This is a genomic window from Pseudoalteromonas holothuriae (assembly GCF_945859825.1).
Classification (GTDB): Bacteria; Pseudomonadota; Gammaproteobacteria; order Enterobacterales; family Alteromonadaceae; genus Pseudoalteromonas; species Pseudoalteromonas holothuriae.
Genome location: NZ_CAMAPC010000003.1, coordinates 420,100 through 441,763 on the forward strand (window position 1 = coordinate 420,100; position 21,664 = coordinate 441,763).

Here is a 21,664-nt window from a genome sequence, read left to right on the forward strand (position 1 = left end):
TGTTTCAGGGCCTACTGTAAGCACGGCAAATAACTTCATAAGATCCTAACCTTCGTCAGGATGACGACGATTAAGGATGACAGTTATAAGAGTGACGATTATAAGTAATACGTCACCCTGAAATTGTTTCAAGGCCTACTGCAAGCACGGCAAATAACTTCGTCAGGATGACGACGATTAAGGATGACAGTTATAAGAGTGACGATTATAAGTAATGCGTCACCCTGAACTTGTTTCAGGGCCTACTGCAAGCACGGCAAATAACTTCATAAGAGCCTAACCTTCGTCAGGATGACGACGATTAAGGATGACTGTTATAAGAGTGACGATTATAAGTAATGCGTCACCCTGAACTTGTTTCAGGGCCTACTGCAAGCACGGCAAATAACTTTATAAGATCCTGACCTTCGTCAGGATGACGGCTATTTAGGATGACGACGATTAAGGATGACAGTTATAAGAGTGACGATTATAAGTAATACGTCACCCTGAGCTTGTTCCAGGGCCTACTGAAAACACCTGGATTATTAAAACGCTACTTGGTGTACGCTAATATCTCTTTGCTCACCACATATTTCAATCATAGTGTCTTCAACATAATATAAACCTAGCTTTTCTATCACTTTTCTGGAACGAGTGTTTTCAGTAAAATGTGTAGCCGCTAAGCCTTTAAGCTTATGCTGATAATGGTGCACCAGTGCATTTACAGCCTCTGGCATAAACCCTTGCCCCCAATATTCAAAGCCAAGCCAATAGCCCAATGTGCCAACGCCATTGCTAAACTCAACAAAACTCACCGTGCCAATCACGTTATCGTCACCTTGTTTAGTAATGGCGTAATTAACCCCTTCACCACTTTTAAATAGCGCGTCGTGCGTTGCAATCCAGTCAATCGCCATTTGCTCCGAGTATGGGTGGGGGATGTTTTTCGTCATTTCACTCACACGTTTATCACCCGCTAATTTAGCAACTTGCGCGGCATCAGTTAACTCAAACGCCCTTAAAGCCAGCCGTTCGGTCGTGATAATATTTTGCATGGGCTATTCCTTAATCTACTTCTGATAATTTTTATAGTGATTTAACCATATAAACACAGCCATCAAGTGCCATCTCTTCTGGGTATGGTGTAATAACAAAGCCAAACTTCTCGTATGCTTTGATGGCTGATTGATTATATTCGTACACAAACAGCGAGGATTCTCTCACTTTTAGAGACTGTAAACCCCGTTTACACAGTTCTAGCATTAATGATTTTGCCAAGCCTTTACCACGCTGTAATGGACTAACTACCAGCCTTGCCAAGTGGCAACGGCCAAGCCTTAAATAGTACTGCCCAAAGGCTAATAACTCATTGTTATCATCCACTAATGCGCAGCATTGTAGTTCATTTAGCTGTAAATCAGCTTTAAAGGTTTGCAAGTTAAACGGGTAACGAAAGCCTGGCCCTGACCACTCAGATAAAGTCTGCTCGCTATCAAACCAAGTCATCAACTCCAAGATTTCGCTATCTGTTGGGGTAACCACTTTCATCTATGCACCACTTAGTAAGCCTATTTTATATGTCATTACTAAAGTAACAAATCACCTCTTTAAATCAATATTAAAGTCTATTAAAAGCAAGACCATAGCTAACTATAAAGCTTAAAAAGACAATTTATCGATGTTTGTACCTAGTAGGTATTGATTTTCCAACACGTTATAATATAACATAATGAAAATGATATATTATAACATCACTGGAGTTATACAATGAAAATGCGTTTTGTACTTGGCTTAATTTCGCTTGCTGTTTTATCGGGTTGCGGATCTGAAAAGCACACAGTAACGCCCATTAACAATAACCAACAAGTCAATGCCGGTAGTGGTAGTGATGCGGGTAATAGTAATAATGAGCAGCCCGAAATTATTCTACCTCAAGGGCGAATTGCGCTAACTCACGACAACACGGTGCTCTTGTATAACCTAGACAATGGTAACTTAGTCGATACGCTCAATACCACCCACTCAAATGTGACACTCAAAACAAGTCCACAAGGGCGTTACATACTTGCCATTGCCCGCCAACAAGATTTGGTGCAATTTGTAGATACTGGTGTTTATCTAGAGGGCGAAGATAGTGCCGAGGTTGTTCATCAAGATAGCCCAAACTTATTGAACTTTGAATTACACGATAGCAGAGCAACCCACTACGTACCTAACGCACAAAACGCCCTGTTATTTTTTGATGGTAATAAGGATGAGGCCGCTGATGCTGGCTTTGCATTATTATCAGATAAAAGTATTGGCGACGAAGCGTTAATTGCACAGCACCACTTTAATACTTACATGCACGGTACTGGAGAAGTTCGCTCAGATTGGGTTATTGCCACTTTACGCGACGCACAAAGTGACAGCACACTGCCAAGTCAATTGGGTTTGTTTGAAATTCATGGCGACCACTTTCATCAAGAGCACACCTTTGAACCTGCCTGCCCCGACCTTCACGGCAGTGTACAAACCACCACCCATACTGCTTTCGCTTGCAGCGATGGTATTGTAAAAATAAGCCAAGAAGGAGACGCATTTACCGCCTCTCATATTGCCAACTCTCAAGCGCTACCTGAACAACATAGAATTGGAAAATTACTGGCAGGTGAGGATGACAACCACATTCTGGGAATCGCACGCAGTAACTTTTACCATGTTGATTTAGCAAGCAACGCAATATCTGCGTTTAATTGGCAACCAGAAGGCATAACAAGTTATCTAACCTATGGCATCAGTGCAATCTCTCAAAGTCTTTTGATTTTGGATGAACAGGGCTACATCAATGTATTTGATAGCGAAAACGATTGGCAAACGACTGGGCGCTTTAAGGCAGTAGAGTCTGTGGTGGCAGATACCAATGCCATGTTAATTAATAACCAAGCATATGATATTACTTACCTTGTTTACGGCCAACAAGTGATCACTCTTGATTTAGCCAAACAAACAGCCACCCCGTTACTTAACCTTGAACAACCTATTAGCTCCGCAGCTTGGAGTGGTATTACACAACAATAATTAACATACTTTCTTCCCTGACCTTTGTGCGCTAACATTAATTAGCGCACTTTTTTAGACATCAAGTAACCAACTTATACTTGAAGCAGGCTTACAAAAACACTTATCAATAACGCAATGGCAAAACCTATTCGCAGCTTTGTTGCCTGCTCAGGTTTAGCAAAAAATGGCCTAAGTTTTGCTCCTGTTGCCATCCACAGTCCATCCACAACGACTGCGACAACAAAACATATAGCACCAGTGAGCAGTGCATTCATCTGGGACGAATAGTCACTCAGCATGTTATTGGCAAAAATAGCTAAAAAAGCAGCGTATGCTTTGGGGTTGATCAGGTTTAAAATAAAGCCGTCTTTAAAACTTGGTGCTTCTGCAGTTTGACAGGCTACCCCCCCTTTTGCAGTCGCAATTTTATAAGCCACATAACACAAATACACAGCTGCAATGCCTTGGCAAATAAGTTTGGCGGTTGGATAGGTTGTGAACAAAGTTCCTAGCCCTGCTCCCACCAACACAATAACCATCAACAAGCCTGCGAGAATGCCAACCAAAAAACCAGTCCCTTCACGAAAACCAAAGCTTGCCCCCACTCCCGCTAAAGCAAGTGGCGCAGGCCCAGGGGAGCCTAGTAATAGTGCGGTTGTTAGTGCCAACGATATAACGACTTCCATGGTATTTCATTCCTATATTAAATTTAGCAGCGCTAAAAAAAGCCCATAGCGGGCCTGTATTACTATTAATACCAATTGCATTAAGTAAATGATCAGATATTGCGGCAGATAAATGGCTTAGTAACAAGGCAAATATTTCGCTATGTAGTTATTCTACATGAGAAATGTTTAACGCAGTTAATGAGTTATTTAGCTCGCTAGAATGATCAATAATTTAATAAAATTGGTATAACATCTATTGTGTATTGAATTTATACTTGTGGTACTCGCACGTTGCCTTGCATTAATACACGAGCACTGCGACTCATTACCGCCTTTTCTGCATGCCATTGACCGTTTGACTCAATTGCACTGGCTCCTACTCGCAAAGTGCCTGAAGGGTGACCAAAAGTCACATTATCGCGCGCCCCGCCTCCTGCGGCTAAATTTACCAAGGTGCCGGGAACAGCGGCTGCTGTAGCAATCGCAACAGCAGCCGTGCCCATCATCGCATGGTGTAATTTACCCATAGATAAAGCCCGCACACAAATGTCAATATCATCGACATTTATGTGTTTTCCGCTTGATGCTACATAACTTTGTGCTTTGCTAACAAATGCTATTTTTGGCGTATGTTGGCGGCTTTGTGCTTGGTCTAAATTGCTGATCAAGCCCATTTTTAACGCGCCATGAGCGCGAATAATTTCAAATCGCTCAAGCGCCTGTGCATCGCCATTAATCGCTTCTTGTAGCTCTGTGCCGATGTAACCTAGTTCATCCGCATTGAAAAATAGTGTTGGAATACCGGCATTAATCATCGTCACGGCAAACTTGCCAATATCAGGCACATCGAGCATGTCTACAAGGCAGCCAGAAGGAAACATCGACCCTTCACCATCTGCAGGGTTCATAAACTCAACCACAACTTCAGCTGCGGGAAAAGTCACCCCATCAAGCTCAAAATCACCAGTCTCTTGCACTTCACCTTGAGTGATTGGCACATGAGCAACAATGGTTTTTTTAATATTAGCTTGCCAAATACGTACCACAGCAATGCCATTATCTGGAATACGTGTTGAATCTACCAAGCCATTACTAATGGCAAATGAGCCCACCGCGGCGGTTAAATTGCCACAGTTACCACTCCAATCAATAAAAGGCTTATCTATTGCCACTTGGCCAAACAAGTAATCTACGTCATGATCAGGCTGTGTGCTCTTTGATAAAATCACTGTTTTACTGGTGCTTGATGTAGCACCGCCCATACCATCAGTGTGCTTAGCGTAAGGATCTGGGCTACCAATCACACGCAATAACAGCGTATCACGCTCAGGTCCAGCTACTTGTGCTTCAAGCGGTAAGTCAGTGAGGTTAAAAAACACCCCTTTACTGGTGCCGCCACGCATATAAGTAGCAGGCACTTTAATTTGTGGTTTAAAAGACATTATTTGTTCCTTTATATACCTATATAACCAAATAACAAGCCCATGTTATTGGGCTTTAAAGTAACGTAATGTTTATTAGCTGTGCGCGTCTAAAAAGTCTTTAGCAAAGCGCTGTAACACGCCACCAGCGGCATAAATAGAGACTTCTTCAGCGGTATCCAAACGACAAGTCATTGGCACTTCAACACGTTCACCATTGTTACGGTTAATCACTAAAGTAAGTGTGGCTCCGGGGCTTGGTTCACCTGCAACATCAAAGGTTTCTGTACCATCGATACCCAGAGTTTTTCGAGTCGTGCCCGCTTTAAATTCAAGTGGTAATACACCCATTCCGATAAGATTGGTACGATGAATACGCTCAAACCCTTCAGCTGCAATCACTTCAACACCAGCTAAGCGCACGCCTTTAGCAGCCCAGTCACGAGATGAGCCCTGACCATAATCAGCACCCGCAACAATAATCAACGGCTGTTTACGTTGCATGTAGGTTTCAATCGCTTCCCACATACGGGTTTGCTGCCCTTCTGGCTCAAGGCGTGCCAATGAGCCTTGCTTTATTTGACCGTTTTCATCACACACCATTTCGTTAAATAGCTTAGGGTTAGCAAATGTGGCACGCTGCGCGGTTAAGTGATCACCACGGTGCGTGGCATATGAATTAAAGTCTTCTTCTGGCAAACCCATTTTGGCTAGATACTCACCTGCTGCGCTACTTGCCATAATTGCATTAGAGGGCGATAAGTGATCAGTGGTGATATTGTCACCAAGTACCGCCAGTGGACGCATCCCCTTCATGGTGCGCTCTGCTGCTAATGCACCTTCCCAGTATGGTGGACGACGAATATACGTGCTCATTTCACGCCAATCATACAAAGGGTCGTTGTCTTCGCCATAATCAACCGTTAGGTCAAACATAGGCTCATACACTTGGCGGAATTGCTCTGGTTTTACACTTTTAGCGATGACTGCATCTATCTCTTCATCACTTGGCCATAAATCTTTGAGTGTAATTGGGTTACCTTGCTGATCATGACCCAGCACGTCTTTTTCAATATCAAAGCGAATTGTACCGGCTATAGCATAAGCAACAACCAGTGGTGGTGATGCTAAGAAAGCCTGCTTTGCATAGGGGTGAATACGCCCATCAAAGTTACGATTACCCGATAGCACCGCAGTGGCATACAAATCACGCTCAATTAATTCTTGTTGAATTTTGGGGTCAAGCGCACCACTCATGCCATTACAGGTGGTACAAGCAAACGCTACAATACCAAAGCCTAGCTGCTCAAGTTCTGGCAATAGGTTAGCTTCTTCAAGATACATCTTTACGGCTTTAGAACCCGGTGCCAGTGATGATTTAACCCAAGGTTTACGCATCAAACCTTTGGCATTAGCATTACGCGCTATTAGACCCGCAGCAATCACATTTCGTGGATTGCTGGTATTGGTACAACTGGTAATTGCGGCAATAATTACCGCACCATCTGGCATTTTCCCGTCTTCATTTTCAACCACACCTGAAATACCCGCTTTGGCTAAATCAGCTGTTGCAACACGCTTATGTGGGTTTGATGGGCCAGCAATATTGCGACCGACCGATGACAAATCAAACGTCAATACTCGTTCATATTGCGCTGTATCTAAACTGTCAGCCCAAAGACCTGTGTGTTTAGCATAGTCTTCAACCAAACGAACCTGCTCGTCTTCACGACCAGTCAGTTTCAAGTAATCAATAGTTTGTTGGTCAATGTAGAACATTGCAGCAGTCGCACCATACTCTGGTGTCATGTTGGAAATAGTCGCACGATCGCCAAGAGTTAAGCTAGCTGCACCCTCACCATAAAACTCAAGATATGCGCCAACCACTTTTTCAGCACGTAAAAATTCGGTGATTGCTAACACAATATCGGTCGCGGTAATACCGGGTTGTGCTTTGCCTGTTAGCTCTACACCAACAATGTCTGGCAAACGCATGTAAGAGGCACGACCAAGCATCACGCTTTCTGCTTCAAGACCACCGACACCCACCGCAATCACACCCAGCGCATCAACGTGAGGAGTATGACTATCTGTACCAACAAGAGTGTCTGGAAAAGCAACACCGTCACGGGCATGAATAACGGGTGACATTTTTTCTAAATTAATTTGGTGCATGATGCCGTTACCCGGTTGAATAACGTCAACATTTTTAAACGCGGTTTTAGTCCAGTTTATAAAGTGAAAACGGTCTTCGTTACGCCTATCTTCAATTGCGCGGTTTTTTTCAAAGGCATCTTCTTCAAAACCTGCGTGTTCCACCGCTAATGAATGGTCCACAATAAGCTGTGTTGGTACGACAGGATTCACCTTGGATGGGTCGCCCCCTTTTGCCGCAATAGCGTCACGCAAACCTGCTAAATCAACCAGTGCGGTTTGCCCCAAAATGTCATGACATACAACACGAGCAGGAAACCAAGGAAAATCTAGATCGCGACGGCGTTCGATGATCTGCGTTAAACAAGCATCTAGCTTTTCAGGTTCGCAACGACGTACTAAGTTTTCGGCGAGCACACGAGAGGTATAAGGCAAAGTGTCATAGGCACCCGGTTTTAAAAAATCAACGGCTTCGCGCGTGTCGTAAAAGCTCAATTGCGAGTTTGGCAACAGCTTACGGTATTTGGTATTCATAACTACACCCATTGGAAATTGATGACGGTACTAAAAGGCAAGCGGCTGATAAAAAATCAGCCACAACAGCGTGTATTAACGCTCAGAAATAGCTGGTACTGGGCGAATTTCTTCACCGGTATATTCAGCTGATGGGCGAATAATTCGGTTATCAGCACGCTGTTCCATAACGTGAGCAGCCCAACCTGTTAAACGAGACATAACAAAGATAGGAGTAAATAGTTTAGTTGGAATACCCATGAAGTTGTATGCTGAAGCGTGGAAGAAATCCGCATTACAGAACAACTTCTTCTCACGCCACATCACTTCTTCACAACGCACAGAAACGGGGTAAAGTACTGTATCACCTACATCTTCTGCTAACTTTTCAGACCATAACTTAATAATCTCATTACGTGGATCGCATTCTGAGTAAATTGCGTGACCAAAGCCCATAATCTTTTCTTTACGTGCTAACTTACCCATCATTTGCTCTTCAGCATGATCAGCTGAGGTGAAGCTTTGGATCATATCCATCGCCGCTTCATTAGCACCACCGTGAAGTGGACCACGTAGAGAACCAATCGCCCCCGTAACACATGAATGCATATCCGACAGTGTCGAGGCACAAACGCGTGCAGTAAAGGTAGAGGCATTAAACTCATGCTCTGCATATAAAATAAGAGATACATGCATTACGCGCTCATGCAGATCGTTTGGTTTTTTGCCGTGCAACAGATGCAAAAAGTGCGCGCCGATTGAGTCATCATCGGTTTCAACCTCAACACGTACGCCATCGTGGCTAAAACGATACCAGTAGCAAATAATGCTAGGGAAACACGCAAGCATGCGGTCGGTTACTTTACCCTGTAGGTCAAAGCTCGTTTCACCTTCTAAATTGCCTAGCATTGAACAACCCGTGCGTAATACATCCATTGGGTGCGCGTCAGCGGGAATACGCTCTAATACTTCTTTTAGTGCTACTGGTAAACCACGCATTGAACACAGCTCGCTTTTATAGCTATCAAGTTGCGCTTGAGTGGGTAAGTCACCTTTAAGAATAAGGTAAGCGACTTCTTCAAAATCACAATGCTCTGCCAGTTCTTTTACATCATAACCACGATACGTTAAGCCAGATCCTGATTTACCGACTGTTGAAAGTGCTGTTTTCCCTGCTACCTGACCGCGAAGGCCAGCACCGCTGAGTACTTTTGCCATTTTGTTGTCTCCTGAATTTTTACCTGCTGAGTATTATTTTTAGTAGTGATTGATGCAGTTAGTTACTCACTACCTACTGTTATTTTACTATTACTTGTTTTTACCTTCGGCAAACAGTGAGTCAAGCTTTTGCTCGTAATCGTGATAGCCAAGGTAATCGTATAAGTCCATACGAGTTTGCATGTTATCGATGACAGCTTTTTGATCACCATCAGTTAAAATCGTTTGATAAACCAGCTCTGCTGCTTTGTTCATTGCACGAAATGCACTCAACGGATACAACACCATATCAACACCCCATTGTCCCAGATCTTCTTTATTCCAAAGTTCCGTTTTACCAAACTCAGTAATATTCGCTAAAATTGGCACATCTAGCGCTTCGCTAAATGCGCGGTAGTGCTGCTCAGTTTGAACTGCTTCAGCAAAAATACCATCAGCACCAGCTTCAACATAGGCTTTTGCCCGTGCAATCGACGCATCTAAGCCTTCTTGAGCGAACGAGTCAGTACGCGCCATGATGAAAAAGTTAGGGTCGGTACGCGCATCAACGGCTGCTTTAATACGGTCTACCATTTCTTCGATTGATACAATTTCTTTGTTAGGACGGTGACCACAACGCTTTTGCGCCACTTGATCTTCCATATGTACCGCTGCGGCTCCCGCTTTTTCCATATCGCGAACAGTTTTAGCAATGTTAAATGCACCACCCCAGCCAGTGTCAATATCAACCATAAGTGGTAAATCACAGGCCGCTGTAATACGTTGAACATCAGCAATAACATCGTTTAACGATGTCATACCTAAATCAGGCAGACCATAAGACGCGTTTGCAACGCCGCCACCTGAGAGGTAAATAGCTTGGTGGCCGATTTTTTTTGCCATGATGGCTGAGTAAGCATTAATAGTACCGACTATTTGCAACGGCTGATTTGCCTTTAATGCCTCACGAAACTTTGTACCTGCACTTTTAAATCCTGTCATGATGTTCTCTCTTATAAGCTGTTTTGAAGTTTGGCTTCGATATTATTTTTTGAATACGTGATATGTCGGCGCATCAGCATTTCGGCCAGTTCTGGGTCGCGACTGCTAATGGCTTGAACGATATTTTTATGCTCATCAAATGCGCTTGTTACTCTGGGACCTGCCATTCCTAGTTGCACACGATACATGCGCACTAAGTGGTAAAGGCCATTTACCAACATAGAGATGAGGTGACTATTTTTACTGCCTAAAATAATGCGATAATGAAAATCTAAATCGCCGGCTTCTTGATAATAAAGCTCAGCATTTTTAACTTCATCAGATTGGCTGTTTAGTAAAGCATTGAGCTCAACTATCTCTTGCGAGGTCATATGCAGCGCTGCCAACCTTGCTGCCATGCCTTCAAGTGATTCTCTTACTTGATACAGTTCAATCAGTCCTTCAGGACTTAATGAGACGACACGTGCCCCGACATTAGCCCTACGCTCAACGATATTACATGCCTCTAAGCGGTTAATAGCTTCACGCACAACAGCGCGACTAACTTGATACTTTGTCGACAATTCCGTTTCACTCAATTTAGTACCAGATGGAATAACACCTTCAACAATCTCTTTTCTAAGGCGAAAAAAAGCTTTATCTGAAGAGGTTACAGCTTGCTCTTGAAAAAAATCCATCTTAGCCTGTGTTATTTTGAGTGATAATAAGTTGTAGACAATATAGTGATGCTTTACGTTAACGTCAACCTTGCAACGACAAGATTGTCGACAATTTAGGTTATAGCCTTCATAAATATGGTGAATACCTAACTAGCGGCCCTATTAAAACCAGCGCCAGCCATGAACATAACAAAGAGCAAAATCATATTGACTGGGTAGTCACTACGTGAAAACTATTTTGCTATACTTTAATGTACGCACATATTCTAGGTAGCACTGTGGTAAAAAATAAACAGTATTTATTTTTAGCATTAACTGGCCTGTGCTTTTTATGCTTAAGTCTTCGATGCAATAGCCATGACGTTTCAGCACTGCCAACGCTAACCGTAGTAACAGAGCTATCTCCACCAAATCAAACCTACAGTAATGGAGTTGTGGGTGGTACTAGCACTAGGCTTGTCCAAGAGCTACTGCAGCTCACTGGTTTAAAAGCAAGTTATCAGATCTACCCTTGGGCAAGAGCGTTTAAAGTTGCAAGCGAACAAGCAAACACCTTAATTTATAGTATTGCTAGAACATCATTACGAGAGCGGCACTTTCATTGGATTGGTCCAGTCGCAAAATTCGAGCTTGGCTTTGTCACTAATACATATCGTAATGATGTGATTGTAAACTCTTTAGAAGATGCAAAAAAATATAGGCTTGCTATACAAAGAGGAGATATTGCAGTTGAGAGATTAAAGGAATATGGTTTTGACTACGTGTTGACATCTGACATTACTCAGTCATATCAATTATTAGTCACTAATAAAGTCGATCTTGTACTTGATGACCCTAGATACGTTAAGTCTATGGCTGATACTTTAAACCTTCCAAAAGGCCATTTCCGTTTCTTATTAAGTGTACCAAATTTATCTTTACATGGTTATTTAGCGGCAAATATTCATACCCCAGATGAAGTCATTAAAAAATTACGCATCGCATTTGAAGGTATAAAACGCACTCAAGCTTATCAAGAAGTACTGACAGGTTACCATTAGAGCGGATTGATTGAATAAAAAGTTTAAACATAAAAAAAGCAAGCCTTAACTTGCTTCTATATGATCATATAAGCCAAAAGCTTAGATTGCAGTGATGTTCTCTGCTTGTGGGCCTTTTTGGCCTGTAGCTAAAGTGAACTCAACACGTTGGCCTTCAGTAAGAGTGCGGAAACCGTCACCTTTAATTGCGCTGAAATGAGCAAAAACGTCTGGACCATTCTCTTGAGCAATGAAACCAAAACCTTTTGACTCGTTGAACCACTTAACTGTGCCAGTTACTGTATTAGACATATCTTGATATCCTGATTTAAAAATTTAACTATGCCCATCTGGGCGCATAGAGCAAAAATTAGACGGTACTTAAAAACTTCAGGACGGTACTACAAGTATAACTTATACAACAACGTAATGGAGATTTATAAACACTGACATATATTTTTGTCTGATTTCAGTCTAACGAGATGAACTGCCAAGTCAACCGATTTTGCGGCCGATGAAATGAAATTTCTATGACACTCTATTAACACTTTTAATTTGTAATAATATTGAATTAATCACGCTAAAAAAATTAATAAAAAAGAATTTAAAAAAGAATATTTGAGCTCGTGATACCTCTGTTGGTTATCTATTCACTTACCATATCGGGACCTGTATGTAATCAAAAAAACCAGCCCCCTTAAGTGCTTGCTAAACGTTAAAATTAATTTATCCAGCGTATTTAAAATATAAGTGCTGGTTTTTAAGCAGCTTTGCACTAACTTTAGAGTACACCAAAAACTCAAAAAGGTTGAAGTCATGAGTGAAACAACATCAGACTTAGAAGAAACCGTTTTTTTTAGTCAACTTATGCAAGACTGCTCTGTGCTGCAACTTCTCAAACAAGTGCTTATGCACTCTCACCATGCTGTTCTCATAACCACAGCGGATGAATTACAAGGTTACCCCATTGTGTATGCTAATCAGGTATTTTGCGATCATACCGGTTACGAGCTGGCGGAGCTTGTGGGCGAATCACCACGCATTTTTCAAGGCCCTGATAGCAACCATACTGTGATCAGAAAAATTACACCTGCATTGAAAAAAAATGGTTACTTTTATGGCGCTTCAATGAATTATAGAAAAAATGGCTCTGTTTACCCTGTTGAGTGGAATATTTCTGAGGTTAAAAATGAAAATAATGAAGTAACACACTACATATCTATGCAAAAAGACTTAAGCAACCTCAAACGTGTGGCTGAACAAATCAAGGATACTAACGAGCTGTTTAAGCGCTTTTACGCCACTCAAGCTAAGCGAGGCACAAGTAATGAAAGCAACTCAACTATTACAACAGAAGTAGTAGAAACGCTTAAAAGTAATGAAAAGATTTATAACGCGAATTTACGTACTGAAGAAAATGAAGATTTATTTGAAAATGCGTTTTTTGACTTTTCACCCGATGAAATGGGGGCACTGGGTAACAAAACAGACAAATCTCCAATCAGTGCCGAGCAGTTTTGGAAAGAAAGCCCAATTGCAGAAGATGACATAACCTCCTTAACTGAATCCATAAAAGAATTAGATACTGAAATAGGTATGGCGGAAGCACTCAATAGCGGAGTCAACTATCAGAACATTGCAAACTATATGAAAGAAATTGCCAATAACTTGTATTTTTGCGTCGAGTTTAACGACGGTGCATTAATAATAGATGAAGTAGCAAATATATTGCGCAAGCAACCTGATAATGCTGACTTACCGATGGAAATGCTGTCAATGTTTAACAAAGATGTTGCCGATTGGGTCGATAGTGTTTTTGTTAACAGAGATGCGGATAATATTTTTTCTGGTGAAAACAATACAATTGCTGCCGGCAACCAACTGCTATCATTTATCAAATAACGAGCTGTATTGAAGCACTCTGTAACCCTGAGTGCTTCCAAGCTTTTTCACTGACAAAATTATTTTTTACTTAATATACCAAGAGCTTGTTTGTATGCTTCAACAATAAGGTCTGAGCCATTATTTTCGATAAAATTATTAAACTGAGGTGATGCATTTAACTCAATTAAGTAAAGTTCATCGTGTTCATCAATAATAATATCAAAACCTACCCAACCCATGGAAAATTCACTGTAGATAGGGGCAATAAAGTCAGCTAGTTGCTTAAACAACGTGCGATCTGTTACTAACGAAGCTTGCTCCCCTTGCTCCCAGTACTTAACATTAAAAGTAGCTGCTGCATTACCACGTAGGTAGGCCAAAACGGGTTTCCCATATACGCAAAGTAGACGATATTCAGCTTTAGGTTTTATAAATGATTGGGCAAGCGCTAAGTAATCATAATGTTCTGATTGACGGTTAAATACTGCCTTTAGCGCACTTTCTGCTTCTAATGCATCCGCGCATAAAAACACGTTTTCACCCAATGCCCCTTTATTTTGTTTTACAACAACAGGGTATTTGAGGTTATCATCTATATTAGCAAGCGCTGACGCCATACTATTATGCTGTTTATACTGATTGTACTTAGCTGCCACATTAAAATCTAAAAAGCTCAACGTAGTAGGAAAACGAACAATATCCTTCAATAACTGATAGCTATGGCTTTTATCTTTACAAATGCAAAATGCTACTTCTGAGTTAAACGGCGTTTTATTAAGCTCGAAATATTGCCAACCATTGTCCATTTTAACACGCACAAAGTTTTGTTCTGAGTCTATAAATTGGTGTTCAAGTTCCATCTCATCACAAGCTTTCACAAGGCACTTTATATTATTTTCCATATTGCTTTTTTGATCTCGCTAAATATAAAAACCAATGAGGGTTAATACGTTACCTTCATTGGCTTATTCTATGTAAAAATATGACAAATTGCAGATCATACCCTAAACACATCGTATTAATCTGCGCGACCCATAAATTTTTTCTCATCCGTATTGATGCGAATTTTATCACCTGTAGAGATGTGTTCTGGCACCTGTACTACAAGGCCTGTAGTGAGGGTTGCGGGTTTGGTACGGGCACTTGCAGAAGCACCTTTAATTGAAGGAGACGTCTCTTCTATAACAAGTTCAACGCTTGAGGGTAAATCAATTGATACTGGTGAGCCTTCAACAACCACAGCGAGTAAACCTTTCGTATCTTCATTAACAAATAGCACTTGATCTTCAATACTACTTTTATTGAGGTTGTATGGCGTGTAATCCTCATCATCCATGAAAACATACTCATCTCCATCAATGTATGAAAACATCACTGGACGACGTAATAAGTCAGCTAGGGTTAGCATTTCATCCGCTTTGAATGTTTCATCAACCTTGCCACCATTAACAACATCGTACATACGCATGCGATACAAGCTTCCTCCTGCTCGGCCTTGTGGCACTGAGCGCTCAATATCTCTTACAATCATCACGCGATTGTTATATTCAATTGCTGCATGTTTTTTTATTTCACTGGCCTTAGGCATGACTATTTCTCTTAAAATTATTTTGGCAAAAAATTACCACGTTATTGCCATATAGCCAAGCACTAAGGCCAGATAAATTAAGCTAATAGCGTTATATCGACTAGCGTAAAATCAGCCATAACGCGTGGATTATACCAGGAACAAAAAACAAGATACTTAACAAAATATTTATCACTAAGTCTTTTCCTACACCACTATTTAACGCAACTGCAATAGGTGGAAATATAATTGCCAATATGATCAACACCAATTTATTCATTGTCTTCTCCATAATTATGAATTATCAGGAGCGTAGTTCAGCACAACCAACTCGCCCACCTTAAGGCTAATGCAAAAACCCACCTTTGCAATGTAGGCGAACATTTTTAACAAAATAAAAACAAAAAAACCACCAATATGAGTGAGTGGTTTTATAGTGATTTATATATAAAATTTTTAATTGTTACTGTTTATTCGACGCACAAGAGCAAGCATCAACAGACTCATCATATATACACCAAAGCCAAATGTACCCGAGCTTGATGGTTTTTCTCCACCACTATTCGGTTTTAGTACCACCTCAGCCAACTTAGTATATTGCGCAGTGATGATAAGTGCAGTTGTCACCTCATCAAAGGGTTGGCTCCATTGTGAAAAAGTATACCCTTCACGGCTTGGGTTCACAGGAGGCACTGCCGCCAAACCGTGAGAAACACGTTGATTTTCAAGTTCTTTACCATCCCAATCTTTAAATACAACAATGTATTCATTGATACTGTACTGCGCTGTAGCCACCGTATTACCTGTTATATTAGTCAGTGCAACATCCCAACCTACAAAAGTATAGCCTTCTCTTACGGGATGAATTAAAGGAGCTGGAACGGCCGATCCGTAATTTACGATCACATCACTTAAAATAGTGCCATCCCAATCTTTAAATACAACAATGTATTCATTGATACTGTACTGCGCTGTAGCCACCGTATTACCTGTTATATTAGTCAGTGCAACATCCCAACCTATAAAAGTATAGCCTTCTCTTACAGGGTGAGTAGCAAGAGCTGGCACGGCTGCTCCATAATTTACAATCACATCACTTAAAATAGTGCCATCCCAATCTTTAAAAGTAACTGTGTAGGTATTAATCTCGTATTGTGCGGTTAGTACACTTTCGCTTTTAATCTCTTTACTTTGTCCAGACCAACCAATAAATGTATAACCCTCTCGATCTGGGTTGTTAGTTGGACCCTTTGCATCTGTACCATATGCAACTTGTTCACTAAACAACGTGCTGCCATTCCAGTCAAGATAAGTTACCGTATACTTATTAACTTCATACTGTGCGGTGATCACCGTATCTGTAACTATTTTTGACATAGCTCGATCCCAACCTTTAAAAGTGTGACCTTCTCGTATCATTGCTTGCTCTGGTGGTATGGCATTTTTACCTGCAGCAACTTCTTGTGTAGATAAAACGGTGCCATCCCAATCTAAAAATTGTACTGTATAAGTAATTGGTTCAATACCCGTAACTGTAACATCGGCCACATTGTTATTAAAAATGAGTTCTGGCACATCTGAAACTAACCTAAATTGTACTGAGGCAGAACTCAATGTTCGTGGTGTAATGTTAAATGCCACATCAGCATCTAAAGTCTCGGCAGGAACTAAGATGTTGCATGTGCCATTACCATTTACTAATGTGCACTGTGTAGTAGAATTACCGCTCACACTACTAAATAACACACTGGTATTATCATCGCTAATCACATCAATCGAGAACGCTTCTGGTAACGCTTGACCCACTAGCTCTTTAAGGCTCAATTTAATCTCAATACTATCATTAATGGTACCTTCAAAAGATTTTGCAGTTGTATCAATATTTAGATCTTTAATATCTGACTGCTCAACGTTGAAAAATACATACGGATTAGCACCTAAAGCAACAATGTCATTTGGCTTTGTTCTATCAAAGCGATTGTCATTGCCATCAAGCACCCACCAGCTTCTCACGTACCAAACACCCGCTTTATCCTCTTGAGACAATGTGAACTCAATGGTTGTTGAATAGACATCCTTTTCGGTTGTTTTTTGCCAGCTTTCAATATTCTCAATTTTATCTTTCCCGCCATCTGGGGATACTAAAGATATATACCCTGCGCCCATACCAGAGGGGTCAAAAAACGTTGCTGTAGCAGTGAGTGTTTGCTGCCCCGCTAAAAGTGCTACCTCATTAGTAGATAGCACTAAGCTTTTCAATTTAGGAGGGGTAGTATCTACAGTAGATGTATTTAAGATTGTAATATGTGGGTCAAAGCCTGCATCAACTATCTTTTGTGAACTTATTCTCTCGTAATTGTTCAAGTCATCATAAACGCTAACTCTTGCTCTCCAAACACCAGCAACATCTGTGTTATCCAGCGTGAAACTGACATTTGCTTCAACAATGCCTTGCTCTTGTGTCTCTTTAAATTCAGTAACAGTGTGTATTTTACTTAACGTGTAACTGTACTCTTTTGGTGGCTCTAATGACATGAAAACGCTGTGGACCCCTGTATCATCAAAGAGTTGAATTGTTGCATTAATAGTTTGTTGCCCTTGGTCAACGTTGACCTCTTGTTTTGAAAGTGAAAACGCTTTAATCTTAGGCGCTTTCACATCAATTTGAGTGCTATTTACGATGATTAGGTAAGGATTAAAGCCCATCGCTTTAAGTTGCTGATGATTAGCACTTCTCATTTTATCGTTAATACTTCTGATCCACCATACACCAGCACGCCACTGACCTGAAACATCAGTTTGCGTCTCAAAGCTTATTGAAGCTGACGCTTGATAGACATTATCTTCTGCAGTGCTTTGCCAATCATCTAACGTCACACGCTTTTTTTGCAGCGAGTCTGAGTTATCTGGGGGAAGAATAAGTACAGTTGCTGTTTTTATTCCGTTTTCATCATATGCTTTTAGGGTTACAGTGATATTTTTATTACCTGAATCCAAATTTAGGCTGCTATGAGATAATTTAAAGTCCGTTATTTTTAGCTGAGGTTGTTCGATACTATCGGCTAATAACTGCCTACTAAATTTGGGTTTTGCTAAATAGCATTGCGATTTGAAGTAATTGAGTGCATCGTTTAAGTGTGCTTGCCCATAATGTGCAACCAAGTCTAACCGTTCATGTAACTGCCGATCATTTAGCTGACATAAATTATTGTCAGTATTCGTTGCGTGAACAGGAAGGACGAACAAAGTAATAGTACATTGCATTACCAAGCAAAACCATTTACAGAAGTTTTTCATGCTGTAGAGATTCCTTTCATTTTATTTTTAAATAAAAAAGGAATGGTTAGCTGCGAGTGAAAAAGCCCAAAAGTAACCAATCCTTGTTACCTAGCTTTAGGATAGTAGCATGTTTCTATATTAAATACATTAAATCTGATTTTCTAGGATAAACTAGATCAAAAATATCATTATCTCTATACCTAAGAATTTAACTCTAGAGCGTCACCAATTAGCATTTTCATTTGAAAGAGATAGAGGCTTTGAGTAAAAGCTATATTTGTCAATGGCTGATATTTTCGCTTTTACTATCAATTAATTTAACCAATTGTACGAGACTGACTTATGCTTTGATCTACTTTAATGATTGGATCAATATCTTGTGCCGATTTGGGCCTAGAAAAATAATAACCTTGCAGCTGCTGGCACCCAGCTTGGGCTAATTTTGTTGCTTGCTCAGCAGTCTCAACGCCTTCAGCAACACAGTTAACATGTAAACTCTTCGCCATATTAACAATAACAATCGCCAATTCTCCTTTCGTTCTTCCCTGAGTAAGCTCTGCAACAAACTTTTGATCTACTTTAATCGTGTCAAAATTTAGGTATTTTAAATAACTTAAACTGGAGTAGCCGGTACCAAAATCGTCAATTGCCACTTTGATCCCACACTGCTGGACCTCAAAAAGTGTTTGCTTCATCGCTTCAATATTGGACACTAATGAGGACTCCGTAATCTCTATCTCTATATTATTAGGAGGAATACTGTACTCTTTTAAAAATGTAGTAAACGCTTTAACAAATTTAGGCTCAACAAGCTGTAATACCGATATATTTACACTTAATATGAGCGTTGGCATTTTTTTAATCCAACCAGAAAAGTCACTAAACGCTTGGTTTAATAATTGATTCGATACCTTCTCAATTAAATTAGCTTCTTCGGCGATGTTAATAAAGCTGTCGGGGCTCTGTAATACGCCTTTATGATGCCAACGAGCAAGCATTTCTAGCTTTTCTAATGAGTAGCTCTGCGCATTAACAACGGGTTGATAATAAGGTATAAATTCGTTTTCTTTCACACCACTGACAATAGCCGCTTCTTGCGCTATACGAAGTTCTGCCGCCTGATCAAGCTCTATGCTGTAAAATTCATAATCACTTTTGCTGACCTTTTTGGCTCGATACATCGCCGTATCAGCATGCTTCATTAAAGATTCGGCACAGTCACCATCTTGTGGATATATTGCTATGCCAGCACTAACCGATAGTTCAACGTGAACACTGTCTAACTCATATCCACCTGACACACAATTGAGTATTTTTTTTACTACTTTCGCCACTTGATGTTTGTCCTTCGTTTTATCTAACAACAAAACAAACTCATCCCCCCCCATTCGTGACACTGTATCACAAGCGCGTACGCTCCGAGTGAAGCGACTGGCCACTTGTTTTAACAATAAATCGCCCACGTCATGTCCTAAAGAATCATTAATTTTTTTAAATTTATCTAAATCAACAAAAGCCACTGCAAATTTATGGCTTTCTCGTTTAGCTCGCTTGCAAAATTGCGACAGTCTATCTTGTAATAACAGTCTATTAGGTAATCCTGTGAGCACATCATGGTGAGCCATATGATTAAGCTTTCTAGACATTAAACGAGATTCAGACACATCCTGAAAAACCATAACTGCACCCACTATTTCACCATTTTTAAGATAAATAGGGGAGATAGAATCTTGAACTGCAAACTCAAGCTGTAAGTGGTTTCTCACACAGGTTAATTCGGGTAACCCCATTAGCTGATTGTTCTTAATGCATTGTTCGATAAGGCCCCTAATAGGCTGTTTGGTATCTTCATTATAGAGCGGCATAACTTCATCAAATGACACCCCTTCAACTTCACGAGTCAGTTTCGCTAATATCGCTTCTGCAACAGGGTTCATGTAAGTAACTTTGCCATTTACATCGGTACAAATGACGCCATCACCGATAGAGCTTAAAGTCACCTCCAACAATTCTTTTTCTTGTTCTAACACATCAGCTAATTTTATTTGCTCAGATATATCTTGCAAAAAACATAGCGTAGAATGCCCTTGCTCAAATTCAAAAACTTGGGCTTTAAAATTAACTATCAAATTTTTGCCATACTTATCGACTAAAGTTAGGGCATCTAATTTAAATTTGTGCGCGTAATTAAGTTGGTGCGATAAAAAAGATTGCTTATCTTTGTCTGATATAAAACTATCTAATCTCCTACCAATTATATGTAATCTTGAAATTTGGATAGCTGATAAAAACCCTTCGCTTACCTCCAAGATAACCCCGTCACTGTTGAGCGTGAGCAACATTTCTGGACTCAATTCAAAGGTATGTTCAAAATTAATATTGAGTTGCTTTAAACGCATACAAGAATTGTCTGTAATTTTTTTATACCGCCATAGTATTAATGCAATGCAATAACCTGAGATTAGGGTTACAAACAGCGTAAACCCTAAGTTAAGCAAATCATCATTATACAAATGCCTATTTGCATACAATACAATGCCGGCGGAGCCACCTAAAATATAGCCAACCAAACTCAGTAATTTAAAACTATACAAAACAGCACTTAATGCTAGTAAAGCCACTACCGTAATAGTAAATATGCTCCATGATAATAGCGCAGTCATGGCCATAAGACTTATCATCACGAAACATAACAAAATGTGACGAAATTTATAAACCTCTTGAAGGTATACATCGCCTCGGGCTTGGTATAATAAGATAAAAGGCGTACCTATTAACAACCCTAGCGTATTGGTCACAACCAAAACAGCTAGTAAAAATGAAAAGCTAAATGATGTATACATACTTGCTATCACACAGCTCAAAACTCCAAAACACAGTGATGGCAAGATTGTGAATTGCGTAATTTGAATGGCTATTTTTTTAACCGAACTGTGAGTCACGTCAAAGTTGCACTTATTTACTAATAATTCACTAAGTAATAAAACAGCTATCAAGTTTAAAAATATTAAAACACTTGCCAAATAGTAATTAATTGGGAGAAAAAACAAAGCAACACAAATGATTAAGCTAACAATAAAACATATTGCTGCACGTGTAGAAAATGCTTGATTGATCATCGCTCCAAGCAACCAAACACTTACGCCGCTCAAGGAGATAATAGTAAGTTCTGATGGTAGTTGAAATAATAGAGCAATGACGATTGCTAAATAACCCAAAACCCAAAAAAACAAATGTTTCATGTGGCCAACCTAACCTTGGTTTACAATACGGGGCA

The 21,664-nt window shown here is 40.3% G+C and carries 17 protein-coding genes; 3 read left to right on the forward strand and 14 right to left on the reverse strand.

The annotated features are described in order from the left end of the window. Positions 1–527: 527 nt before the first annotated feature. Positions 528–1,037, reverse strand: coding sequence for a GNAT family N-acetyltransferase (locus OCI93_RS06085; protein WP_261626024.1), 510 nt, complete (start codon positions 1,035–1,037; stop codon positions 528–530). A 31-nt stretch (positions 1,038–1,068) separates the two neighbouring features. Further along, positions 1,069–1,530 (reverse strand): GNAT family N-acetyltransferase, encoded by a 462-nt coding sequence (locus tag OCI93_RS06090; protein ID WP_261593639.1) that lies wholly within the window; start codon positions 1,528–1,530, stop codon positions 1,069–1,071. A 219-nt stretch (positions 1,531–1,749) separates the two neighbouring features. On the opposite strand from OCI93_RS06090, the gene OCI93_RS06095 reads away from it, so the two are divergent. Next, on the forward strand, positions 1,750–3,042 hold the full coding sequence (locus tag OCI93_RS06095) for a hypothetical protein (protein WP_261626025.1): 1,293 nt from the start codon (positions 1,750–1,752) through the stop codon (positions 3,040–3,042). A 74-nt stretch (positions 3,043–3,116) separates the two neighbouring features. Here OCI93_RS06095 and OCI93_RS06100 read toward each other — a convergent pair whose 3' ends face one another. The 6 genes from OCI93_RS06100 to OCI93_RS06125 form a co-directional block, all read right to left on the reverse strand. Continuing rightward, positions 3,117–3,710: a LysE family translocator gene (locus OCI93_RS06100; protein ID WP_261626026.1), complete on the reverse strand. Its 594-nt coding sequence runs from the start codon at positions 3,708–3,710 to the stop codon at positions 3,117–3,119. A gap of 251 nt (positions 3,711–3,961) precedes the next feature. Then, a complete protein-coding gene (prpF, locus tag OCI93_RS06105) occupies positions 3,962–5,134 on the reverse strand; it encodes a 2-methylaconitate cis-trans isomerase PrpF (protein ID WP_261626027.1) in 1,173 nt (390 codons plus the stop codon). Positions 5,135–5,209: 75 nt separating this feature from the next. Continuing rightward, complete coding sequence (acnD, locus tag OCI93_RS06110) at positions 5,210–7,801, reverse strand: Fe/S-dependent 2-methylisocitrate dehydratase AcnD (RefSeq protein WP_261593634.1); 2,592 nt, start codon at positions 7,799–7,801, stop codon at positions 5,210–5,212. A gap of 75 nt (positions 7,802–7,876) precedes the next feature. Continuing rightward, the gene (gene prpC, locus OCI93_RS06115) at positions 7,877–8,998 is read right to left on the reverse strand and encodes a bifunctional 2-methylcitrate synthase/citrate synthase (protein WP_261626028.1); all 1,122 of its coding nucleotides are present in this window, start codon (positions 8,996–8,998) and stop codon (positions 7,877–7,879) included. 90 nt (positions 8,999–9,088) lie between these two features. Continuing rightward, positions 9,089–9,979 (reverse strand): methylisocitrate lyase, encoded by an 891-nt coding sequence (gene prpB, locus OCI93_RS06120; RefSeq protein WP_261626029.1) that lies wholly within the window; start codon positions 9,977–9,979, stop codon positions 9,089–9,091. A gap of 11 nt (positions 9,980–9,990) precedes the next feature. Continuing rightward, positions 9,991–10,656, reverse strand: a complete 666-nt coding sequence (locus tag OCI93_RS06125) for a GntR family transcriptional regulator (RefSeq protein ID WP_261593629.1) — start codon at positions 10,654–10,656, stop codon at positions 9,991–9,993. A 260-nt stretch (positions 10,657–10,916) separates the two neighbouring features. On the opposite strand from OCI93_RS06125, the gene OCI93_RS06130 reads away from it, so the two are divergent. Next, positions 10,917–11,678 carry a substrate-binding periplasmic protein gene (locus OCI93_RS06130; RefSeq protein WP_261626030.1) on the forward strand — a complete coding sequence of 254 codons (762 nt, stop codon included), beginning with the start codon at positions 10,917–10,919 and terminating at the stop codon, positions 11,676–11,678. A gap of 81 nt (positions 11,679–11,759) precedes the next feature. On the opposite strand, the gene OCI93_RS06135 is transcribed toward OCI93_RS06130, so the two are convergent. Beyond that, complete coding sequence (locus tag OCI93_RS06135) at positions 11,760–11,969, reverse strand: cold-shock protein (RefSeq protein WP_261593627.1); 210 nt, start codon at positions 11,967–11,969, stop codon at positions 11,760–11,762. A gap of 504 nt (positions 11,970–12,473) precedes the next feature. Between OCI93_RS06135 and OCI93_RS06140 the strand changes: the two genes are divergently transcribed. Continuing rightward, a complete protein-coding gene (locus OCI93_RS06140) occupies positions 12,474–13,559 on the forward strand; it encodes a PAS domain-containing protein (RefSeq protein WP_261626031.1) in 1,086 nt (361 codons plus the stop codon). Between the two features lie 59 nt (positions 13,560–13,618). On the opposite strand, the gene OCI93_RS06145 is transcribed toward OCI93_RS06140, so the two are convergent. The 5 genes from OCI93_RS06145 to OCI93_RS06165 form a co-directional block, all read right to left on the reverse strand. After that, positions 13,619–14,419, reverse strand: coding sequence for an ATP-grasp domain-containing protein (locus tag OCI93_RS06145; protein WP_261626032.1), 801 nt, complete (start codon positions 14,417–14,419; stop codon positions 13,619–13,621). A gap of 140 nt (positions 14,420–14,559) precedes the next feature. Next, on the reverse strand, positions 14,560–15,129 hold the full coding sequence (gene efpL, locus OCI93_RS06150; protein WP_261626033.1) for an elongation factor P-like protein EfpL: 570 nt from the start codon (positions 15,127–15,129) through the stop codon (positions 14,560–14,562). A 100-nt stretch (positions 15,130–15,229) separates the two neighbouring features. Continuing rightward, positions 15,230–15,388 carry a YqaE/Pmp3 family membrane protein gene (locus OCI93_RS06155; protein ID WP_261593622.1) on the reverse strand — a complete coding sequence of 53 codons (159 nt, stop codon included), beginning with the start codon at positions 15,386–15,388 and terminating at the stop codon, positions 15,230–15,232. 176 nt (positions 15,389–15,564) lie between these two features. Beyond that, entirely contained in the window at positions 15,565–18,405 is a 2,841-nt protein-coding gene (locus tag OCI93_RS06160; protein WP_261593621.1) for an InlB B-repeat-containing protein, read from the reverse strand. Between the two features lie 299 nt (positions 18,406–18,704). Next, the gene (locus tag OCI93_RS06165) at positions 18,705–21,629 is read right to left on the reverse strand and encodes a bifunctional diguanylate cyclase/phosphodiesterase (protein WP_261626034.1); all 2,925 of its coding nucleotides are present in this window, start codon (positions 21,627–21,629) and stop codon (positions 18,705–18,707) included. Positions 21,630–21,664: the final 35 nt, after the last annotated feature.

Bases quoted from the DNA above. Each gene is read 5' to 3' on its own strand.
- OCI93_RS06140 (WP_261626031.1), top strand. From the start codon at position 12,474: ATGAGTGAAACAACATCAGACTTAGAAGAAACCGTTTTTTTTAGTCAA.
- efpL (WP_261626033.1), bottom strand. From the start codon at position 15,129: ATGCCTAAGGCCAGTGAAATAAAAAAACATGCAGCAATTGAATATAAC.
- prpF (WP_261626027.1), bottom strand. From the start codon at position 5,134: ATGTCTTTTAAACCACAAATTAAAGTGCCTGCTACTTATATGCGTGGC.
- OCI93_RS06125 (WP_261593629.1), bottom strand. From the start codon at position 10,656: ATGGATTTTTTTCAAGAGCAAGCTGTAACCTCTTCAGATAAAGCTTTT.
- OCI93_RS06095 (WP_261626025.1), top strand. From the start codon at position 1,750: ATGAAAATGCGTTTTGTACTTGGCTTAATTTCGCTTGCTGTTTTATCG.
- OCI93_RS06160 (WP_261593621.1), bottom strand. From the start codon at position 18,405: ATGAAAAACTTCTGTAAATGGTTTTGCTTGGTAATGCAATGTACTATT.
- prpC (WP_261626028.1), bottom strand. From the start codon at position 8,998: ATGGCAAAAGTACTCAGCGGTGCTGGCCTTCGCGGTCAGGTAGCAGGG.
- OCI93_RS06085 (WP_261626024.1), bottom strand. From the start codon at position 1,037: ATGCAAAATATTATCACGACCGAACGGCTGGCTTTAAGGGCGTTTGAG.
- OCI93_RS06100 (WP_261626026.1), bottom strand. From the start codon at position 3,710: ATGGAAGTCGTTATATCGTTGGCACTAACAACCGCACTATTACTAGGC.
- OCI93_RS06135 (WP_261593627.1), bottom strand. From the start codon at position 11,969: ATGTCTAATACAGTAACTGGCACAGTTAAGTGGTTCAACGAGTCAAAA.
- OCI93_RS06165 (WP_261626034.1), bottom strand. From the start codon at position 21,629: ATGAAACATTTGTTTTTTTGGGTTTTGGGTTATTTAGCAATCGTCATT.
- OCI93_RS06090 (WP_261593639.1), bottom strand. From the start codon at position 1,530: ATGAAAGTGGTTACCCCAACAGATAGCGAAATCTTGGAGTTGATGACT.
- prpB (WP_261626029.1), bottom strand. From the start codon at position 9,979: ATGACAGGATTTAAAAGTGCAGGTACAAAGTTTCGTGAGGCATTAAAG.
- acnD (WP_261593634.1), bottom strand. From the start codon at position 7,801: ATGAATACCAAATACCGTAAGCTGTTGCCAAACTCGCAATTGAGCTTT.
- OCI93_RS06155 (WP_261593622.1), bottom strand. From the start codon at position 15,388: ATGAATAAATTGGTGTTGATCATATTGGCAATTATATTTCCACCTATT.